12 protein-coding genes and 2 riboswitches are annotated in these 16,963 nt (G+C 61.0%); of the genes, 8 read left to right on the top strand and 4 right to left on the bottom strand.

The genetic code is table 11. The annotated features are described in order from the left end of the window. Positions 1-37 precede the first annotated feature (37 nt). Positions 38-143: riboswitch (glycine riboswitch) on the bottom strand. A 27-nt stretch (positions 144-170) separates the two neighbouring features. Continuing rightward, positions 171-257: riboswitch (glycine riboswitch) on the bottom strand. Positions 258-426: 169 nt separating this feature from the next. The 7 genes from HWE17_RS12565 (at position 427) to def (ending at position 10,474) form a co-directional block, all read left to right on the top strand. Next, complete coding sequence (locus tag HWE17_RS12565) at positions 427-999, top strand: ATP-dependent Clp protease proteolytic subunit (protein ID WP_035826947.1); 573 nt, start codon at positions 427-429, stop codon at positions 997-999. 145 nt (positions 1,000-1,144) lie between these two features. After that, positions 1,145-1,780, top strand: a complete 636-nt coding sequence (locus HWE17_RS12560) for a phosphatase PAP2 family protein (RefSeq protein WP_235211646.1) — start codon at positions 1,145-1,147, stop codon at positions 1,778-1,780. A gap of 176 nt (positions 1,781-1,956) precedes the next feature. Then, positions 1,957-5,484 (top strand): chromosome segregation protein SMC, encoded by a 3,528-nt coding sequence (gene smc, locus HWE17_RS12555; protein ID WP_176388954.1) that lies wholly within the window; start codon positions 1,957-1,959, stop codon positions 5,482-5,484. Continuing rightward, positions 5,481-6,644 carry a cell division protein ZipA C-terminal FtsZ-binding domain-containing protein gene (locus HWE17_RS12550; protein ID WP_176388953.1) on the top strand — a complete coding sequence of 388 codons (1,164 nt, stop codon included), beginning with the start codon at positions 5,481-5,483 and terminating at the stop codon, positions 6,642-6,644. The genes smc and HWE17_RS12550 overlap by 4 nt, the downstream gene beginning before the upstream one ends. 14 nt (positions 6,645-6,658) lie before the next feature. After that, positions 6,659-9,022, top strand: a complete 2,364-nt coding sequence (gene ligA, locus HWE17_RS12545; protein ID WP_176388952.1) for an NAD-dependent DNA ligase LigA — start codon at positions 6,659-6,661, stop codon at positions 9,020-9,022. A gap of 25 nt (positions 9,023-9,047) precedes the next feature. Continuing rightward, the gene (galU, locus tag HWE17_RS12540) at positions 9,048-9,941 is read left to right on the top strand and encodes a UTP--glucose-1-phosphate uridylyltransferase GalU (RefSeq protein ID WP_035818146.1); all 894 of its coding nucleotides are present in this window, start codon (positions 9,048-9,050) and stop codon (positions 9,939-9,941) included. Further along, complete coding sequence (def, locus tag HWE17_RS12535) at positions 9,938-10,474, top strand: peptide deformylase (RefSeq protein ID WP_176388951.1); 537 nt, start codon at positions 9,938-9,940, stop codon at positions 10,472-10,474. Before galU ends, def begins: the two co-directional genes overlap by 4 nt. A gap of 87 nt (positions 10,475-10,561) precedes the next feature. Here def and HWE17_RS12530 read toward each other — a convergent pair whose 3' ends face one another. From HWE17_RS12530 to map, 4 genes are all read right to left on the bottom strand, one after another. After that, complete coding sequence (locus HWE17_RS12530; RefSeq protein WP_176388950.1) at positions 10,562-11,326, bottom strand: PilZ domain-containing protein; 765 nt, start codon at positions 11,324-11,326, stop codon at positions 10,562-10,564. 134 nt (positions 11,327-11,460) lie between these two features. Next, positions 11,461-12,210, bottom strand: coding sequence for a pseudouridine synthase (locus HWE17_RS12525; RefSeq protein ID WP_099379868.1), 750 nt, complete (start codon positions 12,208-12,210; stop codon positions 11,461-11,463). 40 nt (positions 12,211-12,250) lie between these two features. Then, positions 12,251-14,818: a [protein-PII] uridylyltransferase gene (locus HWE17_RS12520; protein WP_176388949.1), complete on the bottom strand. Its 2,568-nt coding sequence runs from the start codon at positions 14,816-14,818 to the stop codon at positions 12,251-12,253. Positions 14,819-14,853: 35 nt separating this feature from the next. After that, positions 14,854-15,666, bottom strand: coding sequence for a type I methionyl aminopeptidase (map, locus tag HWE17_RS12515; protein ID WP_035826955.1), 813 nt, complete (start codon positions 15,664-15,666; stop codon positions 14,854-14,856). 390 nt (positions 15,667-16,056) lie between these two features. Between map and rpsB the strand changes: the two genes are divergently transcribed. Beyond that, a complete protein-coding gene (rpsB, locus tag HWE17_RS12510; RefSeq protein ID WP_010397614.1) occupies positions 16,057-16,809 on the top strand; it encodes a 30S ribosomal protein S2 in 753 nt (250 codons plus the stop codon). Positions 16,810-16,963: the final 154 nt, after the last annotated feature.

Raw genomic sequence — 16,963 nt, 5'->3', positions numbered from 1 at the left:
AACATAGAATAGCCAAACACGGCTTTCCAGCGTGATCACTGACCCCCCTGTCCTTTGTACCTGAGAGATTACGGGGGCTTGCCCCGTGCGCCCCTTCGGTGGGCCGCCGGCAATAGCCGCGGCCGCTCTCCAGAGTTGAGCTAAAGATGTCGCCAAAGCAACAGCTTCAGTCCGCCTGATCGGTCCTTTTGCCTGAGAGTTTTTGGGTAGTGCCCCTTCGGCGGCAACGCTGGGTTGCCCTCTCCCGATCAAGTGGGAGGAATATATGCCAGCAGGGTGTTTCTGTCAATCTGAAAAGACGTTGCCAAATTGCAGCAAAAGCCCCGGTTTGCGGGGCTGGGAGGGGCGCTGGCCCGCTGCAAAAGGGCGCCCGGCCGCGCGGGAATGCGCTATGATGAAATTCTGGCTTTCTTGCGGGTGCCTGCCATGAACACTACACAAAGCGAGACGCAAAACAACACCGAGCAGCACGGTTACTTTACCCTCTCGGGCGACGTCAACAGCGATATGGTGCGGCGCGTCTTCAACGCCGTGGCCGACATCACGGAAGACAAGCTCACCACCGCGCACATTTTGATACAGTCCAACGGCGGCTATGTCAGCGATGGCATCTGTCTGTACAACTTCCTCAGCAAGTTGCCGCTCGACATCGTCACCTATAACGCGGGCGCCGTGGCCTCCATCGCCGTCACCCTGTTCCTGGCGGGACGGCGCCGCCATGCCAGCGACACGGCCCGCTTCATGGTGCACAAGTCGCATGCGACAGCCTCGCCCGGTTCGCGCCCCGATGCGCTCAGCATCATCGTCGAAGGCTTGCGCGCCGACGACATGCGCACCGAGCGCATCCTGCGCGGCCACGTCAACCTGACGGAAGAACAGTGGCAGGTGCACGCGTATTCCGACCTGCACTTGACGGCCGACCAGGCGCTGGAAGTGGGCATGATCGAATCGATCCGCGACTTTGCGCCGCCCAAGGGCAGGCGCCTGACGAATATCTGACGCCCTCAGGCTGTCCAGGCGGAGGGTGTTGGCGTGGGAATTTTGTAATCGAATGTAATTCTTCGCTGCAGCACAGCAAAAGCCGCGCGGAACAGGGCAGAGTCGTGGCATAGTGCAAGCTGATCATGAAATAAGCGCATGCACGATGACTTGGTGGAATGGGATTTCTTTTGCGGCCGACATGTCCGTGATGGGGCCGGCTGGCGTGGCGATCGCCCTGTGGCTGCTCGTCTCGCGCCAATGGCGTCTGGTGCTCAGCTGGAGCCTGTGGTATGGCGGCGGCCTGGCCCTCGTGGTGCTGTCCAAGCTGGCTTTCATGAGCTGGGGTGTGGGCAGCAGCGCGCTCGATTTTACGGGTTTCAGCGGCCACGCCATGCGCGCCGGCGCCGTGTTTCCCGTGCTGATGTACGTGTTGCTGCAGCGGGCCGAACCGCGCTGGCGCCATGCCGGCGTGCTCGTCGGCGTGGCCTTTGCCGTGCTGGTGGCCATTTCGCGCGTGGTCGTGCATGCGCACAGCGTGTCGGAAGCCGCCAGCGGCTGCGTGCTGGGCCTGGCGCTGGCGCTGGGCTTCATGTGGAATGCCCGCGGCGCCGTCCATTTCGCCGTCAGCCATGCGCTGGCACTGGCCAGTCTGGTGCTGATGGTGGTGCTCAGCTTCAAGGCCGAACCCATGCCGACCGAGCAATGGCTGCAAAAACTCGCCCTGGTGTTGTCCGGCCATGAGCGCGTTTTTTCCCGTGAAGACTGGAAACTGGCGCAGGATGGCCGCCCAGCCCCTTGAGATGGTGCCGGCTGGCACTTGACGCTGCTGTTTTTGGCCAGAAAAGTATCAGGAAATGGTATGATGAACCACTTTTTTGCGGTGAGTGGCCAGGCCTCCACCGTGCACCTGAACTGAGTATGAACCGGGTTCACCCATAATATAACCGCCAGCATAGGCCAGGAACTCTAAAACACGTGCGTCTCTCTTCCATCAAGTTGTCGGGATTTAAGTCTTTCGTCGATCCCACCAATTTCCAGGTGCCAGGCCAGCTCGTGGGCGTGGTCGGGCCGAATGGCTGCGGCAAGTCGAACATCATCGACGCCGTGCGCTGGGTGCTGGGCGAATCGAAAGCGTCGGAATTGCGCGGCGAATCGATGCAGGACGTCATTTTCAATGGCTCCACCCACCGCAAGCCGGCCGGGCGCGCTTCCGTGGAACTGGTGTTCGACAATAACGATGGCAAGGCGTCCGGCCAATGGGGCCAGTACGCCGAGATCGCCGTCAAGCGCACCCTGACGCGCGACGGCACCTCCACCTATTACATTAATGGCCAGCCCGTGCGCCGGCGCGACATCCAGGATATTTTCCTCGGCACCGGCCTCGGCCCGCGCGCCTACGCCATCATCGGCCAGGGCATGATTTCGCGCATCATCGAATCGCGCCCGGAAGAATTGCGCGTCTTCCTCGAAGAAGCGGCCGGTGTCTCCAAATACAAGGAGCGCCGCCGCGAGACGGAAAACCGCCTGCAGGACACGCGCGAGAATTTGCTGCGCGTGGAAGACATCTTGCGCGAACTCAATGCCAACCTGGAAAAGCTCGAAGCGCAGGCGGCCGTGGCCACGCGTTTCCACGCCTTGCAGGCGGACCAGGAAGAAAAGCAGAAACTCTTGTGGCTGCTGCGCAAGAACGAGGCGCAAAACGAGCAGACGCGCTATTTCCGCGAAGTGGAACAGGCGCAGACGGATCTGGAAGAACAGACAGCCAAGCTGCGCAATGTCGAGCTGACCCTGGAGCAGATGCGCCAGGCGCACTTTGCCGTGGGCGACCGTTTGCATACGGCGCAGGGTCATCTGTACCAGACGAATGCGGAAATCGGCAGCCTGGAAGCGCAGATCAAGTTCGTCATCGAATCGCGCGCCCGCCTGCAGGCACAGCTGGCGACCCTGACGGCCCAGCGCGACCAGTGGAACAGCCAAGGCGGCGAATACCAGGAACAGATCGAAGAGGCGGAATTCCACCTCGAAGAGCTGGCCGCGAAGGTGGAGCAATCGCAAATGATGGCCGAGCAGAAGGGCGAGCAATTGCCCGAGCTCGATGCCGCCTGGCGCGCCGCGCAAAACAAGAGTACGGAATCGCGCGCGCGGATTATGCAGGCCCAGCAGCAGCTGGAACTGGAATCGGCGCATCAGCGCAACGCCTCGAACATCCTGGCCAGCCTGTTGACGCGCCGCGAGCGCCTGCAGCAGGAAAAGAACAGCCTCAGTTTGCCCGACAGCAGCCATCTGGAAAACCTGAAACTGCAGCTGGAAGAAAAGCAGCAGACGCTGGAAGAACAGGGTTTCTACCTGGAAGAAGCGCTGGAGCAGCAACCGAAGCTGGAGCAGGAGCGGGCCGAAGCGCAGGCGCAGGTGAATGCCGAAACGGCCGCCAACGCCCAGTTGGAAGCGCGTCTTTCCGCTTTGAAACAATTGCAGGAACGGGTACAGACTCAAGGCAAAGTCCAGCCATGGCTGAAAAAGCACGAGCTCGACACCTTGCCGCGCCTGTGGCAAAAGCTGCAGATCGAAGCGGGCTGGGAAGCGGCCATGGAATCGATCTTGCGCGAGCGCACGTCGGCCTTGCAACTGTCGAATATCGACTGGGCTAAGGCATTCTTTGCCGACGCGCCACCGGCCAAGCTGGCCCTGTACGCGCCTTCCACCGTGGCGCCGCTGCCGCAGCCGGAAGTGCCGGGCCTCAAGCCTTTCCTGAACTTATTGAAACTCAATGATCCGGGCTTGCGCGGCTTGCTGCAGGATTGGCTGCACAACGCCTACGCCGTGGAAGACGCGGCCGAAGCGCTGGCCGAACGCAGCAAATTGCCGCCGGGCGGCTATTTCGTCACGCGCGCGGGCCACGTGGTCACGGCCACCAGCGTGCGCTTCTATGCGGCCGATTCGGAGCAGGAAGGCATGCTGGGCCGCCAGCAGGAAATCGACAATATCGGCAAACAGTTGCGTGCCCAGCAATTGCTGGCCGAAGAGGCGCGCGCCCGTTCCGTGCGGGCCGACGCGGCCGTGGCTACCCTGACGCGCAACCTGTCGGACTTGCGCCTGCGCATACAGCAACTGACATCGTCCGTGCATACCCTGCAACTGGACGTGGTGAAACTGTCGGAAGTGGAAGCGCGCTTCAACCAGCGCAGCACGCAGATCGGCGCGGACCTGGCGGAAATTGCCGCGCAGGAAGCGGAGCAGATGCAGACCAAGCTGGAATCGGAAGAAAAATTCGAACAGCTGGACATGGAGCTGGGCAACTTGCAGGAAGCGCACGAAGACGGCCATACGGACTTCCTGCAGAAGGAACAGCGTCTGGCCGAAGCGCGCGAAGCCTTGCGCGACCTGGAACGAAACGCCAAGGATACGGAATACGCGGAAAAAGCCCACCGCGCGAAGATCGAGGAATTGCGCCGCAACATCGCCACGGCCAGTACGCAGGCCCAGCAAGTGACGGCCAGCCTGCAGGCGGGCGAACTCGAGCTGGCCAACCTGGAAAGTGGCGCGGCCGCCGACGGCTTGCAGGATCTGTTGGAGCGCCGCACGACGCAGGAGCGGGCGCTGGCGGACGCGCGCCACGAACTCGATCAAATTACGCAGCAGCTGCGCCTGTCCGAAGATGCGCGCACGCAATCGGAACGCAGCCTGCAGCCGCAGCGCGACAAGATCATGGAAATGCAGCTCAAGGAGCAGGCCGCGCGCCTGAACCAGGAGCAATTCGCCCAGCAATTGCTGGAGTCGGGCGCCGACGAGGCTGCGTTGACGGAAAAGTTGCACCCGGACATGCGTCCATCGTATCTGCAGGGCGAAGTCACGCGTTTGACGAACGCCATCACGGGCCTGGGCGCCGTCAACCTGGCCGCGCTGGACGAGCTGGCACAGGCGTCCGAGCGCAAAAATTTCCTCGACGCCCAGAATGCCGACCTGACGGAAGCGATCAATACCCTGGAAGACGCGATCCACAAGATCGACAAGGAAACGCGCGACTTGCTGCAAGACACGTTCGACAAGGTCAACCATCACTTTTCCGAGCTGTTCCCGATTCTGTTTGGCGGCGGCCAGGCGAAACTGACCATGACGGGCGACGAGATTCTCGATTCCGGTGTACAAGTCATGGCGCAGCCTCCCGGCAAGAAAAATGCCACCATCCACCTGTTGTCCGGTGGAGAGAAGGCGCTGACCGCGACCGCATTGGTGTTTTCCATGTTCCGCCTGAATCCGGCGCCGTTCTGCCTGCTCGACGAAGTCGATGCACCGCTGGACGATTCGAACACGGAACGCTTCTGCCGCATGGTCAAGCGCATGTCCGACCAGACCCAATTCCTTTTCATTTCGCATAACAAGATTGCGATGGAAATGGCCCATCAATTGATCGGTGTGACGATGCAGGAGCAGGGCGTATCGCGCATCGTGGCGGTGGACATGGAGTCCGCCGCAAATTTTGCAACCGAGGCACAAGCAGCATGACAGACCTTCAAATTACCTTGTTCGGCGCCGGCGGCGTCTTTATCGTCGGCGTTTTTTCGTACAACAAATGGCAGGAATACAAGGCCAAGAAAAGCGTGGAACGGGCCTTTTCCACCGACCACGACGACGTGCTGATGCGCGAGGGCGACGCCCCCGCAGTGGAAGCCCAGGAACCCGTGCTGCGCCAGGAGCCGCGCTTCGATGCGGCGCCCGCCGCCAAGGCCGAACCGTCATTTGGCGCGCCGCCAGCGGCCCCTGTGTCAGACGCCCCCGTGCATGCGGAACCGTCGCTGGCCGATGCCGATCCTGTCCCTGCCACCCCTGCCGCGCCGGCGCAGCAGGAAGTCAGCGCCGCCAGCGAACAGGCGACCAGCCTGGTCGACCCGCTCATCGATTGCCTGCTGCCTTTGTCGCTGGAAGCGCCCGTGCGTGGCGACAAGATCCTGCCCGTGCTGCAAACCCTGCGTCTGGTGGGCAACAAGCCCGTCCACTTCATCGGTTTGCACGTGAATGGCGACTGGGAACCGATCACGCATGGCGGTGTCTACACCAAGATGCAGGGCGGCGTGCAGCTGGCTAGCCGCAGCACGGCCCTGAATGAACTCGAATACTCGGAACTGGTCACGCGCCTGCGCGGCGTGGCTGACGAGATCGGTGCCGAGCCGGAAGTGCCCGACATGATGGAAGTGATGGCCGAAGCGCGCAATCTGCACCGCTTCGTGGCCGGCCATGACGCCCAGCTGGGCGTGAACCTGCACACGAATGGCGCGCCATGGGCCATTTCCACCTTGCTGTTCGCCCTGGAAAAGCAGGGCTTCGACGTGCGTCCGGACGGCCGCTTCGTCATGCCCGATGGCGAGGGCGGCTATCTGTTCTCGCTGTCGACGAATGTCACCTTGGCCGAGGAAACGACGCCGCGTTTGACCCTGCTGCTGGACGTGCCTTGCGTGGCGCCTGCGCGTGACGGTTTTGGCGCCATGGTCGCTTGCGCGAAGGCACTGGTGGGCCGCCTGGACGCGACCATCGTCGACGATTACAACCAGGCCCTGTCCGATGCGGCGCTGGCCGAGATCGCCGGCCAGGTGCAAGAGTTTTACCAGGAAATGGACGCGGCCGACATTCCGGCCGGTTCCACCCGCGCCCTGCGTTTATTTAGCTGAAGAATCCCGCAACAATGACTGATCCGATCAACCAGGACGCCGCCCTGCGGAATGCCGCCCAGCGCGTCCTGGATCTCACCGCCGAACTCAATCGGCATCTGCACGCCTACCACGTGCTCGACAATCCCACCATTCCCGACGCCGAGTACGACAAGCTGTTCGTCGAACTGCAAACGCTGGAAACGGCCCATCCCGACTTGCGTACGCCTGATTCGCCCACCTTGCGCGTGGGCGCGGCGCCGCTGCCGCAATTCGAGCAAGTCACGCACACGGTGCCGATGTTGTCGCTGAACAATGGTTTCTCCGACGACGATATCGTCAATTTCGACCGCCGCGTACGTGAAGGCCTGGGCCTCGATGGGCAGGACGTCGCGTATGCGGCCGAAGTGAAATTCGACGGCCTGGCCATCAACCTGCGCTATGAAAACGGCCTGTTCGTGCAGGCGGCCACGCGCGGCGACGGCGCCACGGGCGAGGACGTGACGGCGAATATCCGCACCATTTCCGGCATCCCTTTGCGCCTGCATGGCGACAAGATTCCTGCACTGCTCGACGTGCGCGGCGAAGTGATGATGTTCAAGGGCGATTTTGCCCGCCTGAACGAACGCCAGCGCGAGGCCGGGCAGAAGGAATTTGCCAACCCGCGCAATGCGGCCGCCGGCAGCCTGCGCCAGCTCGATTCGCGCATTACGGCGCAGCGCAAGCTGCGTTTCTATGCCTACGGCATCGGCGCTCTCGATGGCGCCGCCATGCCGGTGTCGCATTCGGCCTTGCTGGACTGGTACGAAACCCTGGGTATCCCCGTGTCAAAAGAGCGCAAGGTGGTGCAGGGCGCGCAGGGCTTGCTTGCCTACTACGCCGATATCGGCGCGCGCCGTCCCGCCTTGCCGTATGAAATCGACGGCGTGGTCTACAAGGTGAATGCGACGGAAGACCAGCAGGAGCTGGGCTTTGTGTCGCGCGCGCCGCGCTTTGCGCTGGCGCACAAATTCCCCGCCGAAGAGGCGCTGACGCAAGTGCTGGGCATCGATATCCAGGTGGGACGCACGGGCGCCATGACGCCCGTGGCGCGCCTGGCGCCCGTATCAGTCGGCGGCGTGACGGTGACGAACGCCACCTTGCACAATGAAGGAGAGGTTCAGCGCAAGGATATTCGGATTGGCGACACGGTCATCGTGCGCCGCGCAGGCGATGTCATACCTGAGGTGCTGGCGATGGTGCCCGACAAGCGTCCGGAAGGAACTGTTGCCTTCGTGATGCGTGATACTTGCCCGATTTGCGGCTCGCACGTGGTGCGCGAAGAGGGCGAGGCGATTGCCCGCTGCTCGGGTGGCCTGTTCTGCTCGGCGCAGCGCAAGGAAGCGTTCCGCCATTTCGCGGGACGGCGCATGATGGATATCGAAGGACTGGGGGAACGTTATATCGATACCCTGGTCGAACTGGAATACGTGCATGGCCTCGCTGACCTGTACAGCCTGACCCTGGATAAATTGCTGGAAATGAAAGTGCGCGCCGACGAGCGCGATGGTTCGACGCCAGAGACAGTGCAACAAGGCAAGATTCCCACCAAGTGGGCGGAAAACCTGCTGGCCGGCATCGAGGCGAGCAAGCGCCCGCCGCTCGAGCGTTTCCTGTTCGCGCTGGGCATCCGCCACGTGGGCGAATCGACGGCCAAGACCCTGGCCGAGTGGCTCGGTAGCCTGGCGTATGTGCGCAAAGCGCCGGCGGCTTTGCTGCGCGTGCTGCCCGACATCGGCGGCACGGTGGCCGAATCGATTGCCGACTTCTTTGCCGAGGAAAAGAATCAGCAGGCGCTGCAGGCTTTGCTCGATGCCGGTGTCACGCCGCAAGGCGAACATGCGCCCAGCGCCAAGCTGCGCACGCAGCTCGAGGAAATCAAATTGCTGGCAGCCATCGGCATCCCGAAGCTGACGGAGCCGCGCAGCAAGCAGCTGGTGGAGCGGGGCGTGACCCTGGCCAGCCTGGCCGCGCAAGGCGCCAGCTTCCACGCTGGCTTGCCCGCCGCCGTGGCCGAAGCGCTGGCGCAATGGCTGGCCGATGAGAGCAATGTCAAGCTGCTGGTTCAACTGGACGCCCTGCGCAATGAATTACTGTCACAATTACCTGAAATGCCAGCCGCTGGCGGCAAGCTGGACGGCAAGACCTTTGTTCTGACGGGCACCTTGCCCAATATGAGCCGCGACGAGGCCGCGGAGCTGATCGAGGCGGCTGGTGGCAAGGTCAGCGGTTCTGTATCGAAGAAGACAGGCTATGTCGTGGCCGGTTCTGACGCTGGCAGCAAGCTGGCCAAAGCGCAGGAACTGGGCGTGGCCATCCTCGACGAGGCTGGTTTGCTGGCCCTGTTGGCGCAGGACTAACCATTCAACATACTACAAAAGACCCATGAAAAAAATCAGAAAAGCAGTCTTTCCCGTCGCCGGCCTGGGCAGCCGTTTCTTGCCCGCGACCAAGGCGCAACCGAAGGAAATGTTGCCCATCGTCGACAAACCATTGATCCAGTACGCGGTGGAAGAGGCCGTGGCGGCCGGCATCACGGAAATGATCTTCATCACGGGCCGCAACAAGCGCGCCATCGAAGACCATTTCGATACGGCTTACGAGCTCGAGTCGGAACTGGAAGCGGCCGGCAAGCGCCAATTGCTCGACATGGTGCAAAACGTCATTCCCAAGCACATCAATTGCATTTACATCCGCCAGTCGGCGCCGCTGGGCCTGGGGCATGCCGTACTGTGCGCCCGTCCCGTGATTGGCGACGAGCCGTTTGCCGTCTTGCTGGCCGACGACTTCATGGATGTGGAAGAGGGCGTGCGCCCCGTGCTGGCGCAGATGACCGATGTCTTCCAGTATGAAAATTGCTCGCTGCTGGCGGTGCAGGATGTGCCGCGCGCGGAAACCAAGCAGTACGGTATTGTCTCGGCAAAGAATTATCAGCCCGACCTGGAACTGGTCTCGGCCATCGTGGAAAAGCCCGCGCCCGAAGAGGCGCCATCGACCCTGGCCGTGGTGGGCCGTTATGTGCTGACCAGCCGTATTTTTAGCCACCTGGAAAATATCGGAACGGGCGCCGGCGGCGAAATCCAGTTGACGGACGGCATCGCCGCCCTGATGCGCGAAGAGCGGGTGCTGGCTTACCGCTACCAGGGACAGCGTTATGATTGCGGCTCCAAGCTTGGCTACTTGAAGGCAACGACGGCGATGGGCATGAAGCACCCTGAAACGGGCGCGGCCTTCCGCAGTTACCTGCAAGAACTGCAATCGGCACTGGACGCAAAATGACCGTACGTGAAATCCTCAAGATGGGCGATCCGCGCCTGCTGCGCATGGCCGAGTCCGTGCGTGAATTCGATACGCCCGAACTGCATGCCCTGATCGCCGACATGTTCGACACCATGCATGCGGCCAATGGCGCGGGCCTGGCGGCGCCGCAGATCGGCGTCAACCTGCAGCTGGTGATCTACGGCTTCAAACAGAACCTGCGCTATCCTGACGCGCCGCAAGTGCCGGAAACCGTGCTGATCAACCCTGTGCTGACGCCTTTGTCGGAACGTAAGGAAGAGGGTTTTGAAGGCTGCCTGTCCGTGCCCGGCCTGCGCGGCAGCGTGCCGCGCTGGAGCGAGCTGCACTACGAAGGCGTGGACCAGTTTGGCCAGCCCATCAGCCGCGACTGCGACGGCTTCCATGCGCGCGTGGTACAGCATGAGGTGGACCACTTGCACGGCATTTTGTATCCGATGCGTATCGTCGATTTTACGCAATTCGGTTATACCGAGGTGATGTTCCCCGATCTTGACCCAAACGACGACGACTAGGCGCCCGATACTTGTCGACGATAAAACAATGGCCGCGCAGCATGAGCTGGGCGGCCATTCTTAATGCGTGAAGCAAACCTGGCGAACCTAGCGCACCTTGCGGCTGCTGCCCAGGTCATCGAGCAGCATCTTTAATTCATCCTGCATGGCCTCCGTCAGGTTCAGGAAGCGGCAGCCGATCTGCACTTGCTCGCCCAGCAGGAAGGAGCGGAAGGTGCGCGACAGGCGGATTTCCAGGTCGGCGATCATGACCTTGTTCGGTCCCAGTTCCAGGCGCACGCGCGACAGCTTGCGCCCCACGTACAGGCCGATCGTGTCGCGCGGATGGGCGCGCATGCCGATGCCGCCGGCCGAGAAATCATACAGCTGCAATTCATACGGACGTCCCTCGAGCACGAAGGCGGCCAGGTAGTAGACGCCCAGCGGCGTTTCCAGGCGCGTCGATTCGCGCCGTTCCAGCACCAGGCAATGACTGGGGAAGTTGGTCAGGTACACGTTCGGGCGTTCGGGATACGCTTGCCATTCGCCATTGATGGTAAATTGCAGCTTGGCGCTTTGCACCCACGATACAAATGTGGCGCCGCCTTCGGGCAGGGTCGCGCCTTCATTGAGTTCCAGCACGAATTGCGGCAAGTCGTCGTCGACGGACAAAATGCGCGCCATGATGACGTCTTCGCCGCCTGTCGGGTAGATGGAAATGGCGTCGCCGTTGTCAGCCAGGCTGCACAGGGTTTCGCCGATATCCCACGGATCGCTCATATGGTGCGGCTTGGTGCCTGGCGCCATCGGCTCGGCCACGTCAGCCAGGCTAGGCGCGCCTTTGCGCAGGGGATTGGGGATGGGATCGTTCACGACAGCGTATCTCTTTTGTTCTAATGGGGAATAGTGTATAGGTTTAAAGCAATATTTACTAAGTAAATCACAATAATTGTTTTTATATCACTATATTCCTGTTGTAGTCTTGCATGGCACCTTGACGTCGTAGCTTAAAATTGTTCGTCCGCGCTCAGATAACGCCATTGGCCTGTCGGCAAGTCGCCCAGCTTGACCTTGCCGATGCGCACGCGTTTCAGTCCCAGCACTTTCAGGCCCACGGCTTCGCACATGCGGCGGATCTGGCGTTTCTTGCCTTCGCGCAGGGTAAAGCTCAGCTGGTCTTCGTTTTGCCAGCGCACCTTGGCCGGCAGCAGCGGTTTGCCGTCGAGCCACAGGCCGTGGTTGAGCTTTTTCAGCTCGCTGTCGGGCAGGGTGTCGCCCTTGGTGTAGCTCACGCGCACCAGGTATTCCTTGTCGATATCGGTATCGTGGCCGATCAGCTGCTTGGCCACGCGGCCGTCCTGCGTCAGGACCAGCAAGCCGACGGAATCGATGTCCAGTCGGCCGGCCGCCACCAGGCTGCGCAGCTGGGTCGGGTGGAACTGTTCCGGGCTGCGGTCTTCCGCCCAGCGGTTTTCCGCCTTGATCAGGGCCACGGCGGGCGTGTAGCCGTCTTCGGCCTGGCCGCTGACGTAACCGACGGGTTTGTTGATCAGCACGGTGACGCGCTTCGATTGCTCGGCTGCCGCCTGGCGTTCCACGGTGACTTTCTGGCTCGGGTAGACCTTGCTGCCCAGCTCGGACACCACCTTGCCATCCACGCGGACCCAGCCGCGTGCGATCCATTCATCGGCTTCGCGGCGGGAAGACAGGCCCAGTTCGGACATGCGTTTGGACAAGCGTAATAATTCTTCGGTCATGTTGTTTCAGTTTCAGTAAAGTAGGCGCTGCGCGGAAAGTCTACACTTTCAGCGCATCGAGTAAATCGGTTTCCAGCAATATCTGGTTGCGGGCATTGTTGAGCGCGGGGCCGTCGACGAGGAAGACGTCTTCGACCCGCTCGCCCAGGGTCATGATCTTGGCCGTGTGCAAGTTGATGCGGTACTTGGTTAGCACGTTGGCGATCGCATACAGCAAGCCCGTGCGGTCGTTGGCCGCCACCGACAGTAAATAATATTGACCCTTTTCATCGGGCCGCAAATCCACGGTCGGCTGGAAAGGGAAGGTGCGCGACAGGCGCGACAGCCGTCCCTTGCCCGGCGGCGGCAGCGGCGTTTGCGACTGCAGCAGCTCGCCCAGCTCATGCTCGATCAGGCTGATGATGTCGCGGTAGCTCTTGGCGAAGTTCTGCTCGGTGACGAGGAAGGTGTCGAGCGCATAGCCGTTTTTCGTCGTGTGGATCTTCGCGTCGAGGATGCTGAAATTCTTGCGGTCGAAATAGCTGCAGATGCGCGCGAACAGGTCGGGCTGGTCGGGAATGTACACGGCCACCTGCAAGCCTTCGCCGATGGGCGCCAGGCGGCATTTTACCACCGGCAACTTGCTGTCGAGTTTGTCATACAGCGAGCGCGTCTGCCAGGCGATGTCGGACGCGTCGTGGCGCAGGAAATACGCCACATCCAGCTGCTGCCACAGTTTCAGATGGGCATCGGGCGGCAAACCGTACAGGCGCAGGGTGGCCAGCGCTTCCTGCTGGCGGTTTTTGAGTTCGCGGTCGGCCGTGTGCGGCTCGCCGCCCAGCACGCGCAAGGTGATCTTGTACAGGTCTTCCAGCAGCTTGCCCTTCCAGGCGTTCCACACTTTCGGGCTGGTGCCGCGGATGTCGGCCACCGTCAGCAGGTACAGGCCTGTCAGGTGGCGCTCGTCCTTGACCACTTTCGCAAAGGCCTGGACGACGTCGGGATCGGACAGATCCTGCTTTTGCGCCACTTGCGACATGGTCAAATGATTTTCCACCAGGAATGCCACCAGTTCCGTGTCTTCTTCCGACAGACCGTGGTCTTGGCAGAACTGGGTGGCGTCGGCCACGCCCAGCTTCGAGTGGTCGCCGCCGCGGCCCTTGGCGATGTCGTGGAACAGGGCTGCCACGTACAGCAGCCACGACTGCGAGAAATCGGCCATCAGCTGGCTGCAGAACGGGTATTCGTGCGCATGTTCGCTCATCGTGAAGCGGCGCATGTTGCGCACCACCATCAAAATGTGCTGGTCGACCGTGTACACGTGGAACAGGTCGTGCTGCATCTGGCCCACGATGCGGCGGAAATTCGGCAGGTAGCGCCCCAGGATGCTCATCTCGTTCATGCGCCGCAGCGCATGGATGATGCCGACCGGGGCTTGCATGATGCGCAGGAAGAGGGCGCGGTTGACGGGATCCTGGCGGAAGGCGGCGTCGATCTTGAAGCGCGCGTGCCACAGGGCCCGCGTGGCGCGCGAGGTCATGCCCTTCAGGGCCGGGCGCTCCGTCATCAGCACGAAGACTTCCAGCATGGCCGATGGGTATTGCTCGAACGTATCATCGGCGCTGATGTCGATCAGGCTGTTGACTTCATTGAAGCGTTCGTTGATGGGCACGGCCACATCGTCTTGCGGAAACAATCGCGCTTCGATGTTCTGCAGCAAAATCGTGTTGAGCTGGGTTACCGTCTTGGCGGCCCAGTAGTAGCGTTGCATCAGAAATTCGCTGGCGCGGCGCATGTGCGGCCCGCTGCCCGTCGCCTGCAGTCCCAGCGATTCGGCGATCGCCGTCTGCACGTCGAACACGAGGCGGTCTTCGCGCCGGCCTGCGTGCAGGTGCAGGCGCACGCGGATATCCTTGAAGGCGCGTTCCTTTTCCATCAGCTGGCGCGCTTCCGTCAGGGTGATCAGGCCGCCCGTGGCCAGGGTGCGCCACGAGTTCGCCAGGCCGGCCGCCTTGGCCACCCACAGGATCACTTGCAAGTCGCGCAGGCCGCCCGGGCTTTCCTTGCAATTTGGTTCCAGGCTGAAGGCCGTATCCTCGTATTTGGCGTGTCTCTGGCGCATTTCCGCCGTTTTTGCCTGAAAGAACGCCTGCGGGTCCATGGCCGCGTCGTAGCGCTGCTGCAATTGCGCGAACAGGTCCGCGTTGCCGCACACGAGGCGCGCTTCGAGCAAGCTTGTTTGCACCGTGATGTCGGCCTTCGATTCGATCAAACACTCATCGACCGTGCGGATGCTGTGGCCGATTTCCAGGCCCAGGTCCCACAGCAGTTGCACCAGTTCCTCGAGCTTTTCCTGCGTGGCGGCGTCGGGCGCCTGTTGCAGCAGGATCAGCAGGTCGACGTCGGAATACGGAAACAGTTCACCGCGACCATAGCCTCCCACGCCCACCAGGGCCGTGCCGGGCGGCAAGCCGGCCTCCTGCCAGGCACGCGCCAGCACGCCATCGACGCTGTGGCGCAGGCTGCGCAGCAGTTTTTCAGGCTTGCCGTCGGCCTGGAAGGCCGCAATGACGACCTGGCGGTCGGCTTTCAGTTGCTGTTTCAGCTGTTCCCGAATCTGCTTTTTCATCTGGGCCCTGGGGTGGCGGTGCGTGGGATGGAGAATCAGGCTTTGTTCAGGATCAAGGCGGGTGGTGGCGGCATGCCGGGCGAGACGGTCAGCACTTCATAGCCCGTTTCCGTCACCAGTACCGTGTGTTCCCATTGCGCGGACAGGCTGCGGTCCTTGGTTTTGATGGTCCAGCCGTCGTTCATTTCGCGGATTTCGCGGCGGCCCGAGTTGATCATCGGTTCCACGGTAAAAATCATGCCCGCTTCCAGGCGCTCCAGGGTACCTGGCTTGCCGTAGTGCAGCACTTGCGGCTCTTCATGGAAGACCTTGCCGATGCCGTGGCCGCAGAATTCGCGCACCACGCTGTAGCCGGCCTTTTCGGCGTGCTGCTGGATGGCGTGGCCGATATCGCCCAGGTGGGCGCCCGGCTTGATCTGGTCGATTCCCAGCCACATGCATTCATAAGTGATTTCCGACAGGCGCTTGGCCAGGATGGTCGGCGTGCCGACGAGGAACATGCGGCTGTTGTCGCCGTGGTAGCCATCCTTGATGACGGTGATGTCGAGGTTGACGGAGTCGCCGCTCTTGAGGACCTTGTCGCCGGGAATGCCGTGGCAAATGACGTCGTTGACGGAGGTGCAGATGGCTTTCGGGTAGGGCGTGTAGCCAGGAGGACAGTAGTTCAGCGGGGCAGGGATGGTGCCTTGCACGTTGACCATGTATTCGTGGCACAGGCGGTCCAGTTCGCCGGTCGTGACGCCGACCTTGACGAAAGGCGTGATGTAATCGAGTACTTCGGCGCCGAGTTTGCCGGCAACGCGCATGCCTTCGATGTCGGCGGCGGTATTGATACGGATGGTGGACATGGTGTAATTCGCAATCTGCAAGATGTTCGGGTGAAAAGCACAGACGAATCTCAGCGTATGAGGAAAAGTCTGCAAATATGTCGAAATTATAAACGAGGCGCCCGGCATCCGCCGCCTCCATCCTGTGGCTGGCAGGCGTTTTTTGCGGGAAAACCGATGGTCGATACGCGTTGCACCAGCGTGGTGCAACGCTTGCCGTCGCTGCGCGCGCGATTTGCGGCGTGGGCTTGATGAAATGGGCATTTCAGTGTAGAATCCCGGGTTGCTTGAATTCTCTTTTAAGCAATGCAGTAAAACAGTGTCTTTAATTTATATAAACACGCGAATCCGGTCGACAAGGGTGCCTGTATGGTGACTGATCGGATTCCAGACCCAACCCTGGAGTTAATAATGTCCGTAACAATGCGCGAAATGCTGGAAGCCGGTGTCCACTTTGGTCACCAAACCCGTTTTTGGAATCCAAAAATGGCACCGTTCATCTTCGGCCATCGCAACAAGATCCACATCATCAACCTGGAAAAAACCATGGCGATGTACCAGGACGCAATGAAGCACGTGCGTCAACTGGCTGCAAACCGTGGCACCATCCTGATGGTTGGCACCAAGCGTCAAGCTCGCGAAATCATCGCTGCTGAAGCACAACGCGCTGGCGTGCCTTTCGTTGATCAACGTTGGTTGGGCGGCATGCTGACCAACTTCAAAACGATCAAAACCTCGATCAAGCGTCTGAAAGACATGGAAGTGATGATCGAAGACGGTTCGATCGAGAAGCTGTCGAAAAAAGAAGCGCTGATGTTCTCCCGCGAAATGATCAAGCTGCAAAAATCGATCGGCGGCATCAAGGACATGGGCGGCATTCCTGACGCAATCTTCGTCGTCGACGTCGGCTACCACAAAGGTGCGATCACCGAAGCAGCTAAACTGGGTATCCCGGTCATCGGCGTTGTCGATACCAACCACTCCCCAGAAGGCGTGAACTTCGTGATCCCAGGTAACGATGACTCCTCGAAAGCCATCATGTTGTACGCTCGCGGTGTTGCTGATGCAATCATCGAAGGCCGTGCAGCTGCCGGTAACGAAGTTGTTGAAATGGTTAAAGCAGCCGCTGGCGACGAATTCGTCGAAGTTAACGAACAGGCTTAATGGCCAGGCTATCGCAAGATAGCCGTTTGTAAGCACAGCAGTAAGGGAAAAGGGGTGGCAGCAGCTCCCCCTTTTTTTTAACAAAAAAACGATAGTGACCGCTGGCGAGGCATGCATGCCCGGCCGCGACTATCGACTCACCGAATCAGGAGAA

It is taken from the genome of Janthinobacterium sp. BJB401, from assembly GCF_013372745.1.
Classification (GTDB): Bacteria; Pseudomonadota; Gammaproteobacteria; order Burkholderiales; family Burkholderiaceae_D; genus Janthinobacterium; species Janthinobacterium rivuli.
This window is presented reverse-complemented; position numbering and strand designations above follow the sequence as displayed.